Source organism: Candidatus Pantoea symbiotica, from assembly GCF_056491525.1.
Genome location: NZ_JBSZHR010000002.1, coordinates 1,536,248 through 1,555,330 on the forward strand (window position 1 = coordinate 1,536,248; position 19,083 = coordinate 1,555,330).

Annotated in this window: 17 protein-coding genes; 12 read left to right on the forward strand and 5 right to left on the reverse strand. The window is 55.5% G+C overall.

The window, feature by feature from the left end; translation table 11 throughout:
- The first annotated feature begins 12 nt into the window (after nt 1-12).
- The 5 genes from ACXIZX_RS07725 (at nt 13) to ACXIZX_RS07745 (ending at nt 5,765) form a co-directional block, all read left to right on the forward strand.
- On the forward strand, nt 13-624 hold the full coding sequence (locus ACXIZX_RS07725; RefSeq protein WP_179451175.1) for a DUF2291 family protein: 612 nt from the start codon (nt 13-15) through the stop codon (nt 622-624).
- A gap of 9 nt (nt 625-633) precedes the next feature.
- On the forward strand, nt 634-2,154 hold the full coding sequence (locus ACXIZX_RS07730; RefSeq protein WP_008102881.1) for a sugar ABC transporter ATP-binding protein: 1,521 nt from the start codon (nt 634-636) through the stop codon (nt 2,152-2,154).
- 20 nt (nt 2,155-2,174) lie between these two features.
- Nucleotides 2,175-3,242: an ABC transporter permease gene (locus tag ACXIZX_RS07735; protein WP_061716726.1), complete on the forward strand. Its 1,068-nt coding sequence runs from the start codon at nt 2,175-2,177 to the stop codon at nt 3,240-3,242.
- An 11-nt stretch (nt 3,243-3,253) separates the two neighbouring features.
- Nucleotides 3,254-4,051 (forward strand): glucose 1-dehydrogenase, encoded by a 798-nt coding sequence (locus tag ACXIZX_RS07740; RefSeq protein ID WP_179451171.1) that lies wholly within the window; start codon nt 3,254-3,256, stop codon nt 4,049-4,051.
- A 277-nt stretch (nt 4,052-4,328) separates the two neighbouring features.
- Nucleotides 4,329-5,765: a YchO/YchP family invasin gene (locus ACXIZX_RS07745; protein ID WP_479403879.1), complete on the forward strand. Its 1,437-nt coding sequence runs from the start codon at nt 4,329-4,331 to the stop codon at nt 5,763-5,765.
- A 90-nt stretch (nt 5,766-5,855) separates the two neighbouring features.
- Here ACXIZX_RS07745 and ACXIZX_RS07750 read toward each other — a convergent pair whose 3' ends face one another.
- On the reverse strand, nt 5,856-6,929 hold the full coding sequence (locus ACXIZX_RS07750) for a porin (protein ID WP_479403880.1): 1,074 nt from the start codon (nt 6,927-6,929) through the stop codon (nt 5,856-5,858).
- Between the two features lie 876 nt (nt 6,930-7,805).
- On the opposite strand from ACXIZX_RS07750, the gene ACXIZX_RS07755 reads away from it, so the two are divergent.
- The 6 genes from ACXIZX_RS07755 (at nt 7,806) to spy (ending at nt 14,706) form a co-directional block, all read left to right on the forward strand.
- A complete protein-coding gene (locus ACXIZX_RS07755) occupies nt 7,806-9,026 on the forward strand; it encodes an aspartate aminotransferase family protein (RefSeq protein ID WP_061716722.1) in 1,221 nt (406 codons plus the stop codon).
- Nucleotides 9,023-10,054: an arginine N-succinyltransferase gene (gene astA, locus ACXIZX_RS07760; RefSeq protein ID WP_179451167.1), complete on the forward strand. Its 1,032-nt coding sequence runs from the start codon at nt 9,023-9,025 to the stop codon at nt 10,052-10,054. The genes ACXIZX_RS07755 and astA overlap by 4 nt, the downstream gene beginning before the upstream one ends.
- Nucleotides 10,051-11,517, forward strand: a complete 1,467-nt coding sequence (gene astD, locus ACXIZX_RS07765; protein ID WP_479403881.1) for a succinylglutamate-semialdehyde dehydrogenase — start codon at nt 10,051-10,053, stop codon at nt 11,515-11,517. Before astA ends, astD begins: the two co-directional genes overlap by 4 nt.
- A complete protein-coding gene (gene astB / locus ACXIZX_RS07770; protein WP_479403882.1) occupies nt 11,517-12,845 on the forward strand; it encodes an N-succinylarginine dihydrolase in 1,329 nt (442 codons plus the stop codon). The genes astD and astB overlap by 1 nt, the downstream gene beginning before the upstream one ends.
- A 45-nt stretch (nt 12,846-12,890) precedes the next feature.
- Nucleotides 12,891-13,886, forward strand: coding sequence for a succinylglutamate desuccinylase (astE, locus tag ACXIZX_RS07775; RefSeq protein ID WP_479403883.1), 996 nt, complete (start codon nt 12,891-12,893; stop codon nt 13,884-13,886).
- Between the two features lie 322 nt (nt 13,887-14,208).
- On the forward strand, nt 14,209-14,706 hold the full coding sequence (gene spy / locus ACXIZX_RS07780; protein WP_479403884.1) for an ATP-independent periplasmic protein-refolding chaperone Spy: 498 nt from the start codon (nt 14,209-14,211) through the stop codon (nt 14,704-14,706).
- A 78-nt stretch (nt 14,707-14,784) separates the two neighbouring features.
- Here spy and cho read toward each other — a convergent pair whose 3' ends face one another.
- The 3 genes from cho to ACXIZX_RS07795 form a co-directional block, all read right to left on the reverse strand.
- On the reverse strand, nt 14,785-15,645 hold the full coding sequence (cho, locus tag ACXIZX_RS07785) for an excinuclease Cho (protein ID WP_179451161.1): 861 nt from the start codon (nt 15,643-15,645) through the stop codon (nt 14,785-14,787).
- A gap of 154 nt (nt 15,646-15,799) precedes the next feature.
- The gene (gene nadE, locus ACXIZX_RS07790; protein ID WP_479403885.1) at nt 15,800-16,627 is read right to left on the reverse strand and encodes an ammonia-dependent NAD(+) synthetase; all 828 of its coding nucleotides are present in this window, start codon (nt 16,625-16,627) and stop codon (nt 15,800-15,802) included.
- A gap of 117 nt (nt 16,628-16,744) precedes the next feature.
- Complete coding sequence (locus ACXIZX_RS07795; protein WP_479403886.1) at nt 16,745-17,935, reverse strand: multidrug effflux MFS transporter; 1,191 nt, start codon at nt 17,933-17,935, stop codon at nt 16,745-16,747.
- A gap of 192 nt (nt 17,936-18,127) precedes the next feature.
- Here ACXIZX_RS07795 and osmE point away from each other — a divergent pair, with 192 nt between their 5' ends.
- Nucleotides 18,128-18,463 carry an osmotically-inducible lipoprotein OsmE gene (gene osmE / locus ACXIZX_RS07800; RefSeq protein ID WP_007892614.1) on the forward strand — a complete coding sequence of 112 codons (336 nt, stop codon included), beginning with the start codon at nt 18,128-18,130 and terminating at the stop codon, nt 18,461-18,463.
- Between the two features lie 55 nt (nt 18,464-18,518).
- Here osmE and ACXIZX_RS07805 read toward each other — a convergent pair whose 3' ends face one another.
- On the reverse strand, nt 18,519-18,902 hold the full coding sequence (locus ACXIZX_RS07805) for a DUF6515 family protein (RefSeq protein ID WP_479403887.1): 384 nt from the start codon (nt 18,900-18,902) through the stop codon (nt 18,519-18,521).
- Between the last annotated feature and the right edge of the window lie 181 nt (nt 18,903-19,083).

Here is a 19,083-nt window from a genome sequence, read left to right on the forward strand (position 1 = left end):
CAGGAGAATGTGATGCACAGACGACTCTGGTTACTGCTTCCTGTCGTGATCCTTAGCGGTTGCCGCATTGTGTCGCAGCAGGAGCTGGCCGACCTGAAAAATCCTCCCAATCCCAAAATGGGCAATATTGCCCAAACGTGGCAACAGAAGCTGGTGCCGCAAGTGCAGCATGATGCGAAGCCGGTGGCTGAGTTGTTGAATGCGCTGAAGTCCGCCAAAGATTTTGATAGCGCCTGTAAAACCTACGGCTATCGCAGCCAGGAAGAGAACCCGTGTGTGTTCAGTGTCAACGTGAGCGGCGAAGTTACCGCCGTCAACACCACGTCGCGTAATGGCCGGATGACGGTGAAGGATGTGTCCGGTGACAACATCACGGTGCAGGTCGGCCCAATATTTCCCGGCACCGTGTTACGCGATGCCTACAAAGGTGCCAGCTATCAGGACTTTAACGATCAGGTGCTGTTCGGCGACTACAGCCGCGCGATCAATCAGCAGGCGGCGAACATGATGAGTGCTTTCAAGCCCAAAGTGGGTGACAAAGTGCAGCTTGCTGGCGTGTTTAGCAGCTTCGATACGCCGGAGCAGGTGCCGAATGTGACACCTGCGGCGATTACACGTCAGTAAGGAGCGGATATGCAACAGCCTCAACATGACGTGATTATTGAAACCCGCAACGTGTCGCGCATCTATCCCGGCGTCACCGCGCTGGATCAGGTCAATTACCGCGTCTATCGCAACAAAGTGAACGTGCTGATTGGCGAAAACGGCGCGGGAAAATCCACCATGATGAAAATGCTGGCGGGCGTGGAGATCCCCTCATCGGGCGAGATTCTGCTGGACGGCGCGGCGGTGTCGCTAAGCTCCACACATCAGGCGGAAAAACAGGGCATCAGCATTATCTTTCAGGAGCTGAACCTGTTTCCCAACATGAATGTGATGGACAACATCTTCATGGCAAATGAGTTTTTCCAGCGCGGCGTGATCAACGAGAAGTACCAATATTCACTGGCCAAAGCGCTGCTGGAACGGCTGGAGCTGGATGTCGATCCCTACGCGCCGCTGGCTGAACTCGGTATTGGCCATCAGCAGCTGGTGGAGATCGCCCGCGCGCTATCAAAAGACACGCGCGTGCTGATCATGGATGAACCGACCAGCGCGCTCAGCCAGTCAGAAGTGAAGGTGCTGTTCAACGTCATCGACCAGCTCAAACGGCGCGGCGTCACCATCATCTATATCTCACATCGACTGGAAGAGCTGATGGAGATTGGCGATCACATCACCATCTTCCGCGACGGACGCTTTATCAGTGAACGCGAAGTCCGCGACGCCTCGATTCCGTGGATCATCGAGCAGATGGTGGGCGACAAGAAGAAACACTTCGACTACCAACCGGCGACCCAGGGCGAAACGGTACTCAGCGTCAGCGGGCTTACCGCGCTGCATCAAAACGGCGGCTACAAACTCAATGATGTCTCTTTCTCGCTGCGCAAAGGCGAAGTGATTGGCATCTACGGCTTGCTGGGCGCCGGGCGCACCGAGTTGTTCAAAGGGCTGATTGGCATGATGCACTGTCAGTCGGGCAGCGTCAGTCTAAATGGCGAAGCGCTGGAGAAACGCAGCTTCCAGCAGCGACTGAAAAAAGGCATCGCGCTGGTTCCAGAAGATCGTCAAACCGAAGGCGTGGTGCAGCTGATGTCGATCACCGCCAACATGACGCTCAGCGATCTCAGTCTGCGCGGCTTCCGCCGCTGCTGGCGCATGCTCAATCCGCACAAAGAAAAGAGCCGCGTAGATGAAATGATTGGTCATCTCGCCATCAAAGTCAGCGATGCCGAATTGCCGATCACCTCGTTAAGCGGTGGCAATCAGCAAAAAGTGGTGCTGGGCAAAGCCCTGATGACCGGGCCGCAGGTGGTGCTGCTGGATGAGCCGACGCGCGGCATCGATGTGGGCGCCAAAACCGACGTCTATCACCTGATTGGCAGTCTGGCGCAACAGGGATTGGCGGTGATGTTCTCCTCGTCCGAGCTGGATGAAGTGATGGCGCTGGCTGACCGCATTTTGGTGATGGCGGATGGTCGTATCACCGCCGATTTACCGCGCGCGGCGGCCACGCGCGAAGCCCTGATTAGCGCCTCAACGCCGCATGATTGAGCCCGCTGGAGAGTAAAACGATGAATCAAAAATACCTGATCTACATGTACCTGCTTAAGGCGCGCACCTTTATTGCCTTATTAATCGTGGTGAGTTTCTTCAGCTTTATGGTGCCTAACTTTCTCACCACCTCCAACTTGCTGATCATGACGCAGCATGTGGCGATCACCGGCTTGCTGGCGATCGGCATGACGCTGGTGATTTTGACCGGCGGCATCGATCTGTCCGTGGGCGCGGTGGCGGGCATATGCGGCATGGTAGCGGGTGCGCTGCTCACTAACGGCGTTCCGCTGTGGGGCGGCAACGTGCTGTTCTTCAACGTGCCCGAAGTGATTCTGGTGGTGGCGCTGTTTGGCGTAGCGCTGGGGTTGATTAATGGCGCGGTGGTCACGCGACTCGGCGTAGCGCCCTTTATCTGCACGCTCGGCATGATGTATGTGGCACGCGGCGCGGCGCTGCTGTTCAACGATGGCAGCACCTACGCTAACCTCGTCGGCACGCCAGCGCTCGGCAACACCGGTTTCGCCTTGCTCGGTTCCGGTTCGGTGCTGGGCGTGTTTATCCCGATATGGATGATGCTCGGCTTCCTGCTGCTGGGTTTGTATCTGACTCGCAAAACGCCGCTCGGTCGTTACATCTACGCCACCGGCGGAAACGAATCGGCGGCGCGCCTGGCGGGTGTACCGATCATCAAGGTCAAAGTGTTTGTCTACGCCTTTTCCGGTTTGTGCGCCGCGCTGGTGGGTTTGATTGTGGCGTCGCAACTGCAAACCGCGCACCCGATGACCGGCAATATGTTCGAGATGGATGCCATCGGTGCCACGGTGCTGGGCGGCACGGCGCTGGCGGGTGGACGCGGGCGGGTCTCGGGATCGATTATTGGTGCCTTTGTCATCGTGTTTCTTGCCGATGGCATGGTGATGATGGGCGTCAGCGATTTCTGGCAGATGGTGATTAAAGGCTTGGTGATTGTTACTGCGGTGGTGATCGACCAGTTCCAGCAAAAATTACAAAGTAAGGTGGTGCTGCTGCGCAGACATGAAAAAAAGCAGCAATCGGCCGCCCTGCCTGAAGCGACACATGGATAACAGGAGGCAATATGACACGCGATTTTAGTGGAAAAACGGTGGTGATTACCGGCGCATGCCGCGGCATTGGCGCGGGCATTGCGGCGCGTTTTGCCCGCGACGGCGCGCGGTTGGTGATGGTGTCGAACTCGGAACGCGTCTTCAGTACTGCGCAGGCCATCGAACAGCAGTTTGGTAGTGAGATTCTGGCGCTGCAGGTCGATGTTACCGATGAAGCTGAGGTTCAGCAGCTCTATCAACAGGCGGCTGAGCGCTTCGGCAGCATTGATGTGTCGATTCAAAATGCGGGCGTCATCACCATCGATCGTTTCGACTCGATGCCGAAAAGCGATTTCGAGAAGATCCTTGCGGTGAACACCACGGGCGTGTGGTTGTGCTGTCGGGAAGCGGCGAAATATATGGTCAAGCAGGGCAGCGGCAGCCTGATTAACACTTCGTCCGGCCAGGGACGTCAGGGCTTCATTTATACTCCGCACTATGCCGCCAGCAAGATGGGCGTGATCGGGATTACCCAAAGCCTGGCGCTGGAGCTGGCACCGTGGCATATCACGGTGAATGCCTTCTGTCCGGGCATTATCGAGAGTGAAATGTGGGACTACAACGATCGCGTGTGGGGCGAGATCCTCAGCAGCGATAAAAAGCAGTATGGCAAAGGCGAGCTTATGGCGGAGTGGGTGGAAAATATCCCGCTTAAGCGCGCGGGGCAGCCGGAAGATGTCGCTGGTTTAGTGGCCTTCCTCGCGTCTGACGATGCACGCTATATCACCGGGCAGACCATCAATGTGGATGGCGGTTTGATCTTCTCCTGATAGTTCACCGTAGGGTCGCCATTTATGGCGACCTGGCTTCCAGGTGCCCATAAATGGGCACCCTACGAAACAGCGATTACCTCCGTAGGGTCGCCATTTATGACGACCTGGTTTCCAGATGCGCACGAATGCGCACTCTACAAATCCGAAAATACCCGCCAATGTCTTAATCGAAACCAGACATTTCCGGCACTTGCATCAGAATATGCTAGGGTAGACTTATGCACTTTTGTGAGCCACCTCAAATTCTGAACTGGGTCGAACCCTATTTTTAGCTATGTTATCTACTTTGTTATCACTCAAAAGCGTGCGATATCTCTCTGGTTTTTCATTACTTGCTGCAGCCGCGCCTGCGCTGGCGTTGATTTCTGACACTAAACTCGCCGATGCGCCGTTTAGCGATCCCACACGTTTCCAGAAAATGGCCGATCAGTTACCTGCGTTGGGCTATCAGGACGAAACCGAAGCGTTCAACAAAAAGCTGGCGACCATTGCCAAAAGCATTGGCGAAGCCAGCCAGAACAGCACGGACGACAATTCGTTAAGCCAGCAGGCCGGACTTTGGGCCTTTAATCATTTCCGCGATGAAGTGGGAAATCGTCTGGTCAATGAAGGTCAATCATTGCTGTCGCCGTATGGCAACGCGCAGATCGATTTCAACGTTGACATCGATGGCAACTTTAACGGCAGCGGTGCTTCGCTGCTGACGCCGTGGGCAGATAACTATCGCTATTTGACCTTCAGTCAGGTGGGTTTCCATCAAACCGATGATGGGCTGGTGGGCAATGTGGGTCTCGGCCAGCGTTGGATGGCGGGCAAATGGCAGCTGGGCTATAACGGCTTTGTGGACCGCATGTTCAGCAGCGGCCTGCAGCGCGCCTCGCTGGGTACCGAAGCGTGGGGCGATTATCTGCGCTTCTCCGCCAACTATTACACGCCGCTCTCAGGCTGGCAGGATCGCAATCCTTTCCAGCAGCAGCGTATGGCGCGCGGCTACGATTTCACCACCCAAGGCTATTTGCCGCAGTATCGCCAGCTCGGTGCATCAGTGAGCTGGCAGCAATATCTTGGCGATAACGTCGATCTGTTTAGCTCCGGCAATCGCTACCACAATCCGTCGGCGTTGACCTTTGGCGTCACTTACACGCCAGTGCCGCTGGTGACCTTATCCGCCAGCCACAAAACCAGTGACAGCGGTGAGAGCCAGGATCAGCTCGGTTTGCGTCTCAACTACCGCTTTGGCGTGGCGCTCAGCCAGCAGCTGAGTCCGGATAACGTGGCGGCGGCGCACTCGCTGCGCGGCAGTCGCTATGATAACGTGACGCGCAGCTATACGCCGGTGCTGGAATATCGCCAGCGTAAAACGCTGTCGGTGTTTCTCGCCACGCCACCGTGGCAGCTGAATGGCGGAGAAAGTTTGCCGCTGAAACTGCAGATCCGCAGCACCAACCCAATCACTAAAGTGATGTGGCAGGGCGATACGCAGGCGCTGAGCCTGACACCGGGTGCCAATCCCAACGATCCGCAGGGCTGGAGCGTGATCATGCCAGCCTGGGATAGCTCGCCGGGCGCGCATAACAGTTATCGCTTGTCGGTGGTGTTAGAAGACAGCAAACAGAATCGCGTCACTTCGAACGAAATCGTCCTGCAATTGCAACCGCCGTTCTCATTGGATCAGGGTGATGATAATCGTTTTGATTTGATGGCGCCGTAATCGCATCACGCCAATAAAAAAGGGCAGCTTTCGCTGCCCTTTACGCATATTCAGCCGACACTAGCCGAATAGCAATGAGGGTAAAGCAACTTAGAACTGGTAAACCAGACCTACTGCGGTGACATCATCAGAAGCGATGCCCAACGCATTATCGTCTTTCAACAGGTTGATTTTGTATTCAGCATACACAGACATGTTTTTGTTGAAGTAGTAGGTTCCACCGACAGCAACATATTTGGTGAGATCGACATCACCAATATTTTCAATCTCTTTGCCTTTCGATGAAACGTAACCGATTGAAGGACGCAGGCCGTTCAGGAACTGATACTGCGCCACAGCTTCAAAGTTAATCGCTTTGTTAGCAAAGCCACCAATGATTGGGGTAGCGTTCAGCGTTTCGCCGTACATGGTTGCCAGATAAATCTGGTTAGCATCGTATTTCAGGCCAGTAGTCCAGTGCTGTGCTTTCTCGCCATCGCCACGTAAGGCCTGGTTCTGCGTATTGGTACGAGCCAGGCTAGCGTAAGCGCCAACCAAGCTCAGACCGAAATCGAAGTCATAGGAAGTCGAGAGCGCGAAGCCATCACCATTCGAACGGCGTACCGCAATGTCTGAAGCGCTGCGATCGTTTTTACCTTCGTACTGAGCCGCAACGTTCCAGCCTTTCACCAGACCAAAGAAATCTTTGTTGCGCCAGGTGAGCACGCCACCTGAGCGGCTGGACAGGAATCCATCAGAGTAACCTTGATCGCCACCGAAGAATGGCAGCATATCGGTGTAACCCAGCACGTCATAAATCAGGCCGTAGTTACGACCGTAATCAATTGAGCCAAACTGACCGAACTTCAGACCGGCAAAGCCCAGACGGGTCTTGTTACCGTTGTTAGCATCGCTGCCTTCAGAGTTGGTCAGGCTGTACTGATACTGCCACTGGCCGTAACCGGTCAGTTGGTCATTGATCTTGGTTTCGCCTTTAAAACCCAGACGGGTATAAGAGGAGGTGTCGCCATTAGACGCATCGTTATCGGAGAACAGATGCGAGACGTTAATTTTGCCAGTCAGGTCCAGCTTGTTGCCATCTTTGTTATAGATTTCGGCGGCCTGAGCCGAAGAAAGTCCCAGCAGTAAAGGCATCACTGCTGCCAGTAAGGAGCGCTTCATCATTTAATTTTTACCCTGTGATATTTTTTAATTTTGTCCCCTTATTCGGGGTGAAAAGAAAATGACACAAAAGGTTCAAGATCGACAGTGCAATATATGTAACTAAATATTTCTCGTTAACTTTTTGTGTGATTTTTAATCTTAAATTCCATTATGTGGAATTTTGTATTGGTTAAACTTATCCCTAAAACAACAAGGGATATGAATGTTTAAATAGGTATCTTAATGATTTTATACGATAATTTAAAAATTAAAGATGCGTAAATAAAGTAACTAGCTTGTTCGTGAAATAGCACAAGCCTATGCATAATTGTTCAATAGCAAATATCTGAATCCAGCTAATCGTTAGCATGGTAATTATCTGGTTCATGGCTTTGTGTCTGTTTATTTCTGTTCTGATAATAACCTTGGTCACAAAATGTTATTTAGGTTTCGTTTAATAACGAACTGGCGAAATAACATTCAATTTGAACATGTAAATGTTAAAAACCGATTAATCCACTCCATGCTAAATCTGCACCGCGCTAACACTTTCCTGCACCAATCAGGCACATCTCGCCCCAAAAAAGTGCGTATATCGCATTAATTTGGCGAAATATTTCCTGCCCGATCACAAAAGCAATATTTCATTTTGCCAATGCATAAATCCGCTAAATAAATTGCTGCTATTCAGCCTGCATCAGACTGGTATTCACTTTTTATGCAATTAATGTGAATACTAGCACTGGTTAAGTTATTGATATTTCGTGGTGGCAAGACGTTTATGCATTTTTGCGGCTGGCTGGCACGCTATCTGCAAGATACAGTAGAGCTGCCACTTAACATTTTTAACAATTTCAAAACAAAGGCTTCACCGGGTGTGGAGCAGGAGAAAGGGCTATGTCACAGCAGGTTTCGCGTCAAAATTTTGATCAATGGATGATGCCAGTTTATGCACCCGCGGCTTTTGTACCGGTTCGTGCTGAAGGTTCTACGCTGTGGGATCAGCAAGGCAAAGAGTATATCGATTTCGCCGGTGGCATTGCCGTTAACGCCCTGGGTCATGCGCATCCCGCGTTGCAGCAGGCGCTAACCGAACAGGCGAGCAAACTGTGGCATACCGGTAACGGCTACACCAATGAACCGATCCTGCGTCTCGCCAAACAATTGATTGATGCCACCTTTGCCGACCGCGTGTTCTTCTGTAACTCCGGCGCCGAAGCGAATGAAGCCGCGCTGAAGCTGGCGCGTAAAACCGCGCACGACCGTTTCGGCGCTGAGAAAAATGGCATAGTTGCCTTTAATAACGCCTTCCACGGTCGCACGCTGTTTACCGTGACAGCGGGCGGACAACCGGCTTATTCCCGTGATTTTGCGCCGCTGCCGCCAGCAGTTGAGCACGCTAATTTCAACGATCTGGCCTCGGCAGCCGCGCTGATCAATGACCAAACCTGCGCGGTGATCGTCGAGCCGATTCAGGGTGAAGGCGGCGTACTGCCAGCCGATCCGTCTTTCCTGCGCGGATTGCGCGAACTCTGCGATAAGCATCATGCGGTGCTGATTTTTGATGAAGTGCAGAGCGGCGTGGGGCGTACTGGTTCGCTGTACGCCTACATGCATTATGGCGTGACGCCGGATGTGTTAACCACCGCCAAAGCGCTGGGTGGCGGCTTCCCGATTGGCGCCATGCTGACGCGTGAAGATTTAGCGCAGGTAATGGGCGTCGGCACGCACGGCACCACCTACGGCGGCAACCCGCTGGCAGGCGCAGTGGCGGGCAAAGTGATGGAGCTGATCAACCAGCCAGCCTTTATGGCGGGCGTGGCCGAGCGTCATCAATGGTTTGTTACTGCGCTGCAGGAACTGAACCAGCGTCTGCCGGTGTTTAAAGAAGTACGCGGATTGGGGCTGCTAATTGGCGCGGTGCTAAACGACGATTTTGCTGGCAAAGCCAAACAGTTCAACCTCACTGCAGCCGAAGAGGGCGTGATGGTGCTGATTGCCGGCGCTAACGTGGTACGTTTCGCGCCAGCGTTGAACATCAGCGAGCGTGAAGTAAAAGAAGGCCTGGCGCGCTTCGAACGTGCCTGTGAACGCGTGCTCAAAGGAGCCACATCATGATGGTGATTCGCCCCGTCGAACGTGACGATCTTTCGCAGTTGTTGTCGCTGGCGGGCAAAACCGGGGGCGGCTTAACCTCGCTGCCTGCGGATAGCGATACGCTCAAAGCTCGTATTGAGCGTTCGCTGCTCACCTGGCAAGGTGCGCTGCCGCCTGCCGAACAAGGCTATGTGTTTGTGCTGGCCGACAGCGCAGACAATCGCGCCGTCGGCATTTGCGCCATCGAAGCGGCGGTAGGTTTGCAGGATCCCTGGTACAACTTTCGCGTTGGCACGCAGGTGCACGCTTCGAAAGAGCTGAATGTGTATGCCAGCCTGCCGACGCTGTCGCTGAGCAACGATCATACCGGCAGCAGCGAGCTGTGCACGCTGTTCCTCGATCCTGATTACCGCGATGGCAAAAACGGCCATCTGCTGTCGAAATCGCGTTTTCTGTTTATGGCCAACTTCCGCGACCGCTTTATGAAACACGTGGTGGCGGAGATGCGTGGCGTCAGTGATGACAATGGACACTCGCCCTTCTGGGACAGCGTCGGCAGCCGCTTCTTCTCGATGGAGTTCAGCAAAGCCGATTTCCTCAGCGGCACCGGCCAGAAAGCCTTTATCGCCGAGCTGATGCCCAAACATCCGCTCTACATTCATTACCTGTCTGAAGCCGCGCAAAAAGTGATTGGCGAAGTCCATCCGAAAACCGCACCGGCGCGTGCGGTGCTGGAGGCGGAAGGTTTCCGCTATCTCAACTATGTCGACATCTTCGACGGCGGCCCGACGCTGGAGTGCGAAATCGATCGCATCCGTGCCATTCGCAAGAGTCGCCAGTTAACCGCTGAAAGCGGTGCCGCCGATGAAAGCTGGCCGCTGTGTCTGGTGGCGAACGCCGATTACCAGCATTTCCGCGTGGCGCTGCTGCCGGTGGATATGGCATCCGGTACGGTAAAACTGACTGAAAGCCAGCGCGCGGCGCTGCACTGCAACATTGGCGATCAACTGCGTGTGGTCACGCTGTGTCGCGAGGAGAAAAAAGCATGACGCATTTTATTCAAGGTCAATGGTTGACCGGCGGCGCTGATGCCCTGAGCAAACACAATCCGGTAACCGGCGAAACGCTGTGGCAGGGCAAAGCGGCATCGGCAGCACAAGTGGCTACGGCCTGTGAAGCGGCGCGCGCGGCGTTCCCGCAGTGGGCGAAAAAACCGTTTGTGGAACGTCAGGCGCTGGTGGAAGGTTTTGCCCGTCTGCTCGAAAGCCATAAAACCGCGCTGGCGGAAACCATCGCCCAGGAAACCGGCAAGCCGCGCTGGGAAACGCTGACCGAAGTGCAGGCGATGATCAACAAAATCGCCATTTCGATTAAAGCCTATCACAGCCGCACCGGCGAACAGGCCGACGGCGAGAGCTCGCTGCGCCATCGTCCGCACGGCGTGCTAGCAGTGTTTGGTCCGTATAATTTCCCCGGTCATCTGCCGAACGGCCACATCGTGCCGGCTCTGCTGGCGGGGAACTGCGTGGTGTTTAAGCCGAGCGAGCTGACGCCGCTGACGGCAGAGAAAACCGTGCAGCTGTGGGAGCAAGCCGGTTTACCGGCGGGCGTGATGGCACTGCTGCAGGGCGGTCGTGAAACCGGCCAGGCGCTGGCGAATGCATCGCAAATTGATGGCCTGCTGTTTACCGGCAGCGCCGCCACCGGCTATCACCTGCATCGTCAGTTCGCCGGGCAGCCAGAAAAAATGCTGGCGCTGGAGATGGGCGGCAACAATGCGCTGATTGTCGAAGATCCTTCCGATCTCGATGGTGCGGTACATATCGCTATTCAGTCGGCCTTTATTACCGCCGGACAGCGCTGCACCTGTGCGCGTCGCTTGCTGGTGAAGCGCGGCGCGGCGGGCGATGCCTTCCTGCAGCGTTTGATTGAGGTCAGCGCGCGCTTGCAGCCTGGCGCATGGAATGCCGAACCGCAGCCGTTTATGGGCAGCGTGATTTCACCCGTCGCCGCCGGACATATTTTTGCTGCCTGGCAGCAGCAGGTGGAAAAGGGCGGGAAAGTGTTGCTCGGCATGCACTGGCCGGATCGCGACAGCGCCATCATCACGCCGGGCATCATTGATGTGACGGAAGTGAAAGATTTAGCGGATGAAGAGGTGTTTGGTCCGCTGCTGCAGGTGATTCGCTACGACAGCTTCGAGCAGGCGATTGCCATCGCCAATAACACCCGTTACGGCTTGTCATGCGGCCTGATTTCGCCGCAGCGCGCGCAGTTTGATCAGCTGTTGCTGGAGGCGCGCGCCGGTATTGTTAACTGGAACAAACCGCTGACCGGTGCCGCCAGCACCGCACCTTTTGGTGGCATTGGCGCCTCGGGGAATCATCGTGCCAGCGCGTGGTACGCCGCTGATTACTGCGCGTGGCCGATGGCGTCGCTGGAGAGCCCAAGCCTGGCGCTGCCGGGCAGCTTATCGCCGGGCCTCGATTTCTCCGCGCAGGGAGCGAAATAATGAAAGCGTTTGAAGCTAACTTTGATGGGCTGGTCGGCCTGACACATCACTACGCGGGATTGTCGTTTGGTAACGAAGCCTCGACGCGCAATCAGCTGCAACCTTCGAACCCGCGTCTGGCGGCCAAGCAGGGCTTGCTGAAGATGAAAGCGCTGGCGGATATGGGTTACGTGCAGGGCGTGATCCCGCCGCACGAGCGTCCTAATCTGCCGCTGCTGCGCCAGCTCGGTTTTAGCGGCAGCGATGAGCAAGTGCTGGCGCAGGCGGCGAAGCACGCGCCGCAGCTGCTGTCGGCGGCCAGCTCCGCCTCAGCAATGTGGGTGGCCAATGCCGCCACGGTGTCGCCGTCGGCGGATAGCGCCGATGGTCGCGTGCATTTCACCGTTGCCAATCTGAATAACAAATTCCACCGCGCCATTGAGGCGCCGGAAACTGCCGATCTGCTGCGCGCCATTTTCCGTAACCCGCAGCACTTCAGCGTGCACGATGCGCTGCCGCAGGTAGCGCAATTCGGTGATGAGGGCGCGGCCAATCACAATCGCTTCGGCAGTGATTACGGCGATGCGGGCGTGCAGCTGTTTATTTATGGCCGCGATGGTCAGCAGCAGGGCGCAACACCGGCACGTTATCCGGCGCGCCAAACGCGGGAAGCCAGCGAAGCGGTGGCGCGTTTGCATCAGCTCGATGCGCAACGCACGCTGTTTGCGCAGCAAAATCCGGCGGTGATCGATCAGGGCGTGTTTCATAACGATGTGATTGCGGTGAGCAATCAGCAGGTGCTGTTCTGCCATCAGGATGCCTTTGTTAATCAGCCGCAGTTGCTCAATGACCTCGCCGCGCGCGTCAACGGTTTCCAGCCAATTGAAGTACCGCGCGATAAAGTCTCGGTGACCGATGCGGTCAATACCTATTTGTTTAACAGCCAGTTATTGCAGCGTGCCGACGGCGGTATGCTGCTGGTGCTGCCCGAAGAGTCGCGCCAGCATGCGGGCGTGTGGCGTTATCTCACCGAGCTGGTGGAGAGCGGCGGGCCGATTCGTGAACTGAAAGTGTTCGATCTGCGTGAAAGCATGTTTAACGGCGGCGGCCCGGCCTGTTTGCGTCTGCGCGTGGTGTTAACCGAAACCGAGCGTCAGGCGCTGAATCCGGCGGTGCTAATGAACGATCGTCTGTTTGCCACGCTCAACGATTGGGTGGATCGCCACTACCGCGATCGCCTAACCCAGGGCGATTTAGCCGACCCGCAACTGCTGCGTGAAGGGCGCACCGCGCTGGATGAGCTGACGAAGCTGCTAGACTTAGGCAGTGTCTACGCGTTTCAGCGTTAACGCCGGGGTGAGAGGTTCGCCCCACGTCGTTAAAAAGGAGTGAACATGCAGGATTTTTTACAGCAGACCTTGTCTGGTGAGCCGCCACAGCAAAGAGAGGGCAGCAACGATCATCTGAGTTGGCAATGGCATAACGAGGGACTTCTGTCCCTCACGCCGCACACGCCCACGCAGCAGGCGCTGGTGCTCTCTGCGGGCATTCACGGCAACGAAACCGCGCCGGTTGAGATTCTTAATCTGTTGCTGACGCCACTGTTAAAAGGCGAGAAACCGCTGGCGGTGCGTTTGCTGGTGATTTTGGGTAATCCCGCCGCGTTGCGCAGCGGCAAGCGCTACCAGCAATACGATATCAACCGCCTGTTTGGTGGCCGCTGGCAGCAGGTGACCGATGTCCCCGAAGCGCAGCGTGTGTTGCAGCTGGAGCAGGAGCTGGAGAGTTTCTGGCGCGCCTGTCTCGATCACGAAGTGCGCTGGCACCTCGATCTGCATACGGCGATTCGCGGCTCGTATCATGCGCGTTTTGGCGTGATGCCGCTGAATCCCAATCCGTGGCCCGAACAGTTTATGCACTGGCTGGCGGCGGCAGAAATGGAAGCGCTGGTGTTCCATCGTTCACCGGGCGGCACCTTCACCCATTACAGCTGCGAGCACCATAATGCGGCGAGCTGCACGTTGGAACTGGGCAAGGCTTTGCCGTTTGGTGAGAACGATCTGAGTCAGTTTAGCGGCGTGCAACGGGCGCTGGCGGCGTTGCTGTATGGCGAGACCTTGCCGGAGGTGCGCGAGCAGCCGCGCCATTATCGTGTGGCGCAGCAGTTGACTCGCCACGGCGATAAGTTTGTGTTGCACATGGGGCCAGAGACGCTGAACTTCACCGCTTTCCCGCAGGGCACGCTGCTGGCGGAAGAGGGCGATCGGCGCTACTACGTGCAGCAGGCACGCGAGTATGTGCTGTTCCCGAATCCGAATGTCGCGCCGGGATTGCGCGCCGGGCTGATGTTGGTGGAGGAGAATGAACAGACGCAGGCGCTGGCGTTGTGATCTTTATGTAGTTGGTCGCCATGAATGGCGACCCTACAATGAGCGAGGTGCGTAACGGGATTAATCGCCGACATTTCCCTTCCTGAAAACCGACAATACCGTTACACTCCTCCTTAATTCCTGCGTTTTTCCCTTGATTGTCATAAACTTTTGCAATTCCTCACGCATTTCTTCTCTTTCTCTCCATGATTGCCTGATCTCTGTCTTTTATGCTTTCAGGGCTTTACTCAGCCTCTGAGTAGTTGACGTTCAGCGTCGTATGCTTGTTTCCGAAGACGCGACACAGGCTGTCGTCATTAAACTGATAAGTAAGGACAATATTATGCGTAAATTAACTTCTGTGTTCCTGGCTACCGCAATGGCTCTTGGTGCTGCAAATATCGTCCATGCAGCGGCAGACAACCTGACACCGCCGCCAGCAGGCAGCGAAAAACCGATGCACAAGCCGCCGATGCGCCATCACGGTATGGAGATGATGTTTAAAGGTCTGAACCTGACCGATACGCAGAAAGCGCAGATCAAAACTATTCTGCGTGATGGTCACAAAGATATGAAACGCCCGTCGCTGGAAGAGCGTCGTGCTGACCATGCCATCATCGCTTCCGATACCTTCGACCGTGCGAAAGCCGAAGCGCAGGCTGAGAAAATGACAGCAAACGCCAAAGACCGCGCGCTGCAGATGATGGAAACCCAGAACAAGATCTACAACGTGCTGACACCAGAGCAGAAGAAACAGTACAACGCGAATTTTGAGAAGCGCTTAACTGAGAAAGGCCCGCACGATGGCAAAATGACGCCACCGCCGGCTGATGCTGAATAAGTTCTTTCGCTAACTGAATAGAGACCGCCGGGGTTGTCCATCGCATCTGATGCTTTGGGCAACCTCGGCGGTTTTATTTTACAGCTCGATCAGCGGGAACACGCCAGAAAGCAGTGGACGGCAGAGGATTTTGTAGCCGTCATGATCGAAGCCGTGCGAGGCGCGCTGCAGCTGGCGTGCTTCGGCTTCACTGTTTACCGATCCCAGCCAGAACCAGTGATCGATCACATGGATTTGGGTGAGGTCTGTCCCCGTTTCCACCATGCCAACCGGGCCTTGCCACGGCCAGCACTGAATGCGCATCTGCTCTAACGCCGCATGCAAGCGCTGCTGATGCTCAGCAACCGATTCGTTGCCACAACAGGCACCGGCGCAGCGTTTTAGCGCGGCGCGAAAACAGCCACGTCCCGGACGTAACGATTCCAGCCCCAGCAAGCCGTGACACAAGCGCTGCTCATCGGCGATGGCTTTTAGCTTCTCCAGCGCGGCAAAGCGACTGCGAAACAGGCCATAAAGATTGGGCGAGCGCGAGAAGTCGAGATCCTTTGCGTATACCACCTGTGGCGCACCGTCTCCCAGCTGCAGCGAACAGAGCTGGCGGTTCTTACGCAGGCGCTTATTAAACAGCGGCTGTTGCGTTTTGATCATCTGCGCTTCCAGCAGCTGTGCGCCGACGTCGCCAGCGGTGGGAATCCAGGTGACGCGTCGCGCCTGACGCAGCATTTTGGCTTCATCCGGCGTGCGGAAATGCGCCATCACCCGACTGCGCAGGTTGACGCTTTTGCCGATATACAGCGGCAGGTTTTCGCTTTCACCGTGAAAGGTATAGACGCCCGGCTGGTTGGGTAAACCTTCCAGCCACTGACGTAAATGTTCGGGATATTGATAGATTGCTGCCGCATCGAAATCGAGGCGGTGGCTGGCTGCACGTCTGACCAAAGCACACTCCAATTACTGGTTGTCTATCCAGTGTATCAAGCTGTGCTTTTTCTCGCCACTTTAGGTTTTGATTTGAATTAGGTCGCCATGAATGGCGACCCTACAGTGATTTGGCGAGGCGCATTTATGCGCACTTGCGTAACTTACGAGTAAATTACGGTTTCCAGAAATCGTCAAACACGGTGATTGGCGGGCGACGTTTATGCTCGGTTTTCAGATACCAGCCTTCGATGGTTTTTGCTGCTGCGGCATCGATGGTTTTGCCTTCCAGATAAGCATCGATTTGCTGATAAGTGACGCCTAGCGCCACTTCATCCTGCAAGCCGGGACGATCATCTTCCAAATCGGCGGTCGGATGTTTGAGATAGAGATGCTCCGGGCAGCCCAAAGTTTTCAGCAGCTGTTTGCCCTGGCCTTTGTGCAGACGGAAGATCGGGTTGATGTCGCTGCCGCCGTCACCGTACTTGGTGAAGAAACCGGTGATTGCTTCTGCTGCGTGATCTGTCCCGACCACAACGCCTTTGGTCATGCCAGCAATGCTGTACTGCGCTTTCATGCGCTCACGCGCTTTTTCATTGCCGCGCACGAAATCCGACACCGTGATACCTGCGTCTTTCAACGCACGTTCGCTGGCCAGAATCGCTTCTTTGATGTTTACCACCAGCGTGCGGTCCGGCTGGATAAACGCCAGCGCATCCTGACAATCCTGCTCATCGGCCTGCACGCCATACGGCAAACGCACGGCGATAAAGGTGTAATCGTTATCGCCGCTCTCTTCACGCAGTTCGCGAATCGCGGTCTGCGACAAGATGCCGGTCAGCGTCGAATCCTGGCCGCCGCTGATGCCAAGCACCAGCGTTTTCAAAAAGGGATGGGCTTTCAGGTAAGACTTCAGAAAATCAACGCTGACGCGGATCTCCTGCTGCGGGTCGATAACCGGTTTTACACCAAGGGCTTGAATGATTTCCTGTTGCAGTGACATGAACCTCTCCTCAAGTCAGTAGCCTGACGGCACAATGCGAATCATCTGCTAAAGCTAACGCCTCTCCCCACAAACAACAAGCCGCACGGCTTGTTGTCCAGGTTATTTGCTGGCAAATCAGGCGTTTTTTGCCTTCTGCACCAGCAAATTGAACGACACAATCGCCAGCATAAAGCAGCCAAAGATGGTGCCGGTCATGCTCGCCACCGAGGTGCCGCCCAGGCCGGTGATCGGCACGCTGATGGCACCAAAGGTGAACATGCACACGCCAATCACCGCCGAGGCACTGCCCGCTCGCTGGCCCTGGCTTTGCATCGCCAGCGAAGAAGCGGTGGTGGCGATTACGCCGTTACTGGCGATGGTGAAGAACAGCGCGACCAGCAGAATCGGCAGCGCGGCGCCTGTCAGTCCCGCCAGCAGCAAACAGCTCGAAGCGACAAACGCCAGCGTCAGGCCGCCTTTAAGTACACGGTATTCACCCCACAGCGGACAGAGGCGCGCACTGGTTTGTGATGCAATAATCAGGCCGAGGCCGTTAGCAGCGAAGCAGAAGCTGAAGGCTTGCGGTGTCAGGCCGTACAGCTGTTGCAGTACAAACGGCGAGGCGCCGATATAGGCAAACATGCCGGACATCATAAAACCTTGCGTCAGGCAGAAGCCCATAAACTGACGATGCGTGACGACCTGGCCGAGCGCCGCCCAGGTAGAAAAGATCGAGCCCTGGCTGCGGCGCTCTGGCGGTAAGGTTTCATGCAATTTCCAGCGGGCAAGGAAGATCAACACGATGGCGATGCAGCCGAGCACCACGAAAATGCCGCGCCAGTTGAGCACTGTCATCAAGGCACCGCCCAGCACCGGCGCACCAATTGGCGCTAAACCGTTGACCAGCATCAGCAGTGCAAAGAAACGCGTCAGTTCATGCCCGCTGTACATATCACGGGCAATGGCACGTGACAGCACCGCGCCGCCTGCGCCCGCCAGGCCTTCAAACAGACGCGCCACTAACAGCGAGTTGATATCTTTTGCCAGCGCACAGCCAATCGAGGCAATAAACAGCAGCACCAGCGATACCAGCAGCGGACGCAGGCGACCAAACTTGTCGCTCATTGGCCCAAACAGCAACTGACCGGCACCCAAACCGAGCAAGCCGGCGGTGAGGCTCAGCTGCGCTGTGGCGGTTTCGGTGTGCAGGTCGCGCGCCAGTTCCGGTAGCGCCGGCAGGTAAAGATCGATACAAAGTGGCCCGAGCGCCGCGAGCAGGCCCAGCGTGATGGCATAAACCAGCCGATTAGAAGGTGCAGGTGTCATTAATCCTCTGTCTTTATTCATTACTATAGGTATTTTTTCGCGGGTGATTATACGAACCGTAGCGCATCAACACAGCATTTTTACCAAATCCTAACGCTTCGGAATTTGGCTAAATTTATCCCATAAAGTTGATAAATCTGGGTTTATGTTCCAGGCTTACTCCACATGGACAAAAAAATGAGGAACAACAACATGAATAAAGTGATGGGATGTATCGCTGCCGCTATGACGCTGGCAGCCCTGTCTGGTTGTACGACTTATGACAAAGCTGAAAGCTACGTAACCAAGCCGGTGGTGAAGGATGTGAAGAAAGGCATGACACGTGATCAGGTTCGCCAGATTGCCGGTCCAGCCTCCACTGAAATCACCATGGTTCACGCCCGCGGTACTTGCCAGACTTACGTGATTGGCGAGCGCGACGGTAAACCGCAGACCTATTTCGTTAGCTATAACGATACCGGTCGCGTCATGAACTACGGTTTCCAGAGCTGTAAAGACTACGATACCGATCCGCAAGCGGCGCAGTAATCGCAGCAGAATAAGAAACGGCCCGTCATTGACGGGCCGTTTTTCGTTGTGGCGCTTATAAACCGTAGGGACGCGGCACTTCGATATAATCACCACCGATCTCACGCTGGTAGTAGTGACCTTCCTGCACGTAATAGCGCTTGCCGCTGAAATCCAGCACGCGCATTCCGCCGCCCGGCGGGGCTTCAGGCGGTTGCACCACGACATAGGTGTCGCCCTGGCGCTGATAGTAGTTGCCGTTCAACATGTAATAGGTCAGGCCGCCCAGCAAAACTGCGGTTGCCGCTTCTGGTAAGAAGCGCAGCGGGCCGGGACCGCCCCAATGTGAACCTCCACCCCAATGCGGACCTGGACCAGGGCCCCAACCGCCGGGATGGGCGAAACTGATTGCTGGTGTTAATAAGGTTAACGCCAGCACCGAGGCGATAACTGTTTTCATCGGTGATTCTCCTGCTGTGACTGACAGCAGAATTGGCCTTCCTGAGCGAAAACTCAAGCGAAAAGCAGCTGATTTTTCCTCTGTTTACCATGCTTAACGTTTTCCTGACGCTAGCGCCATGATTGGGTGGAATTGGGGAGAGCAGGGCATAAAAAAACGGCAGACCAATTGGCCTGCCGTT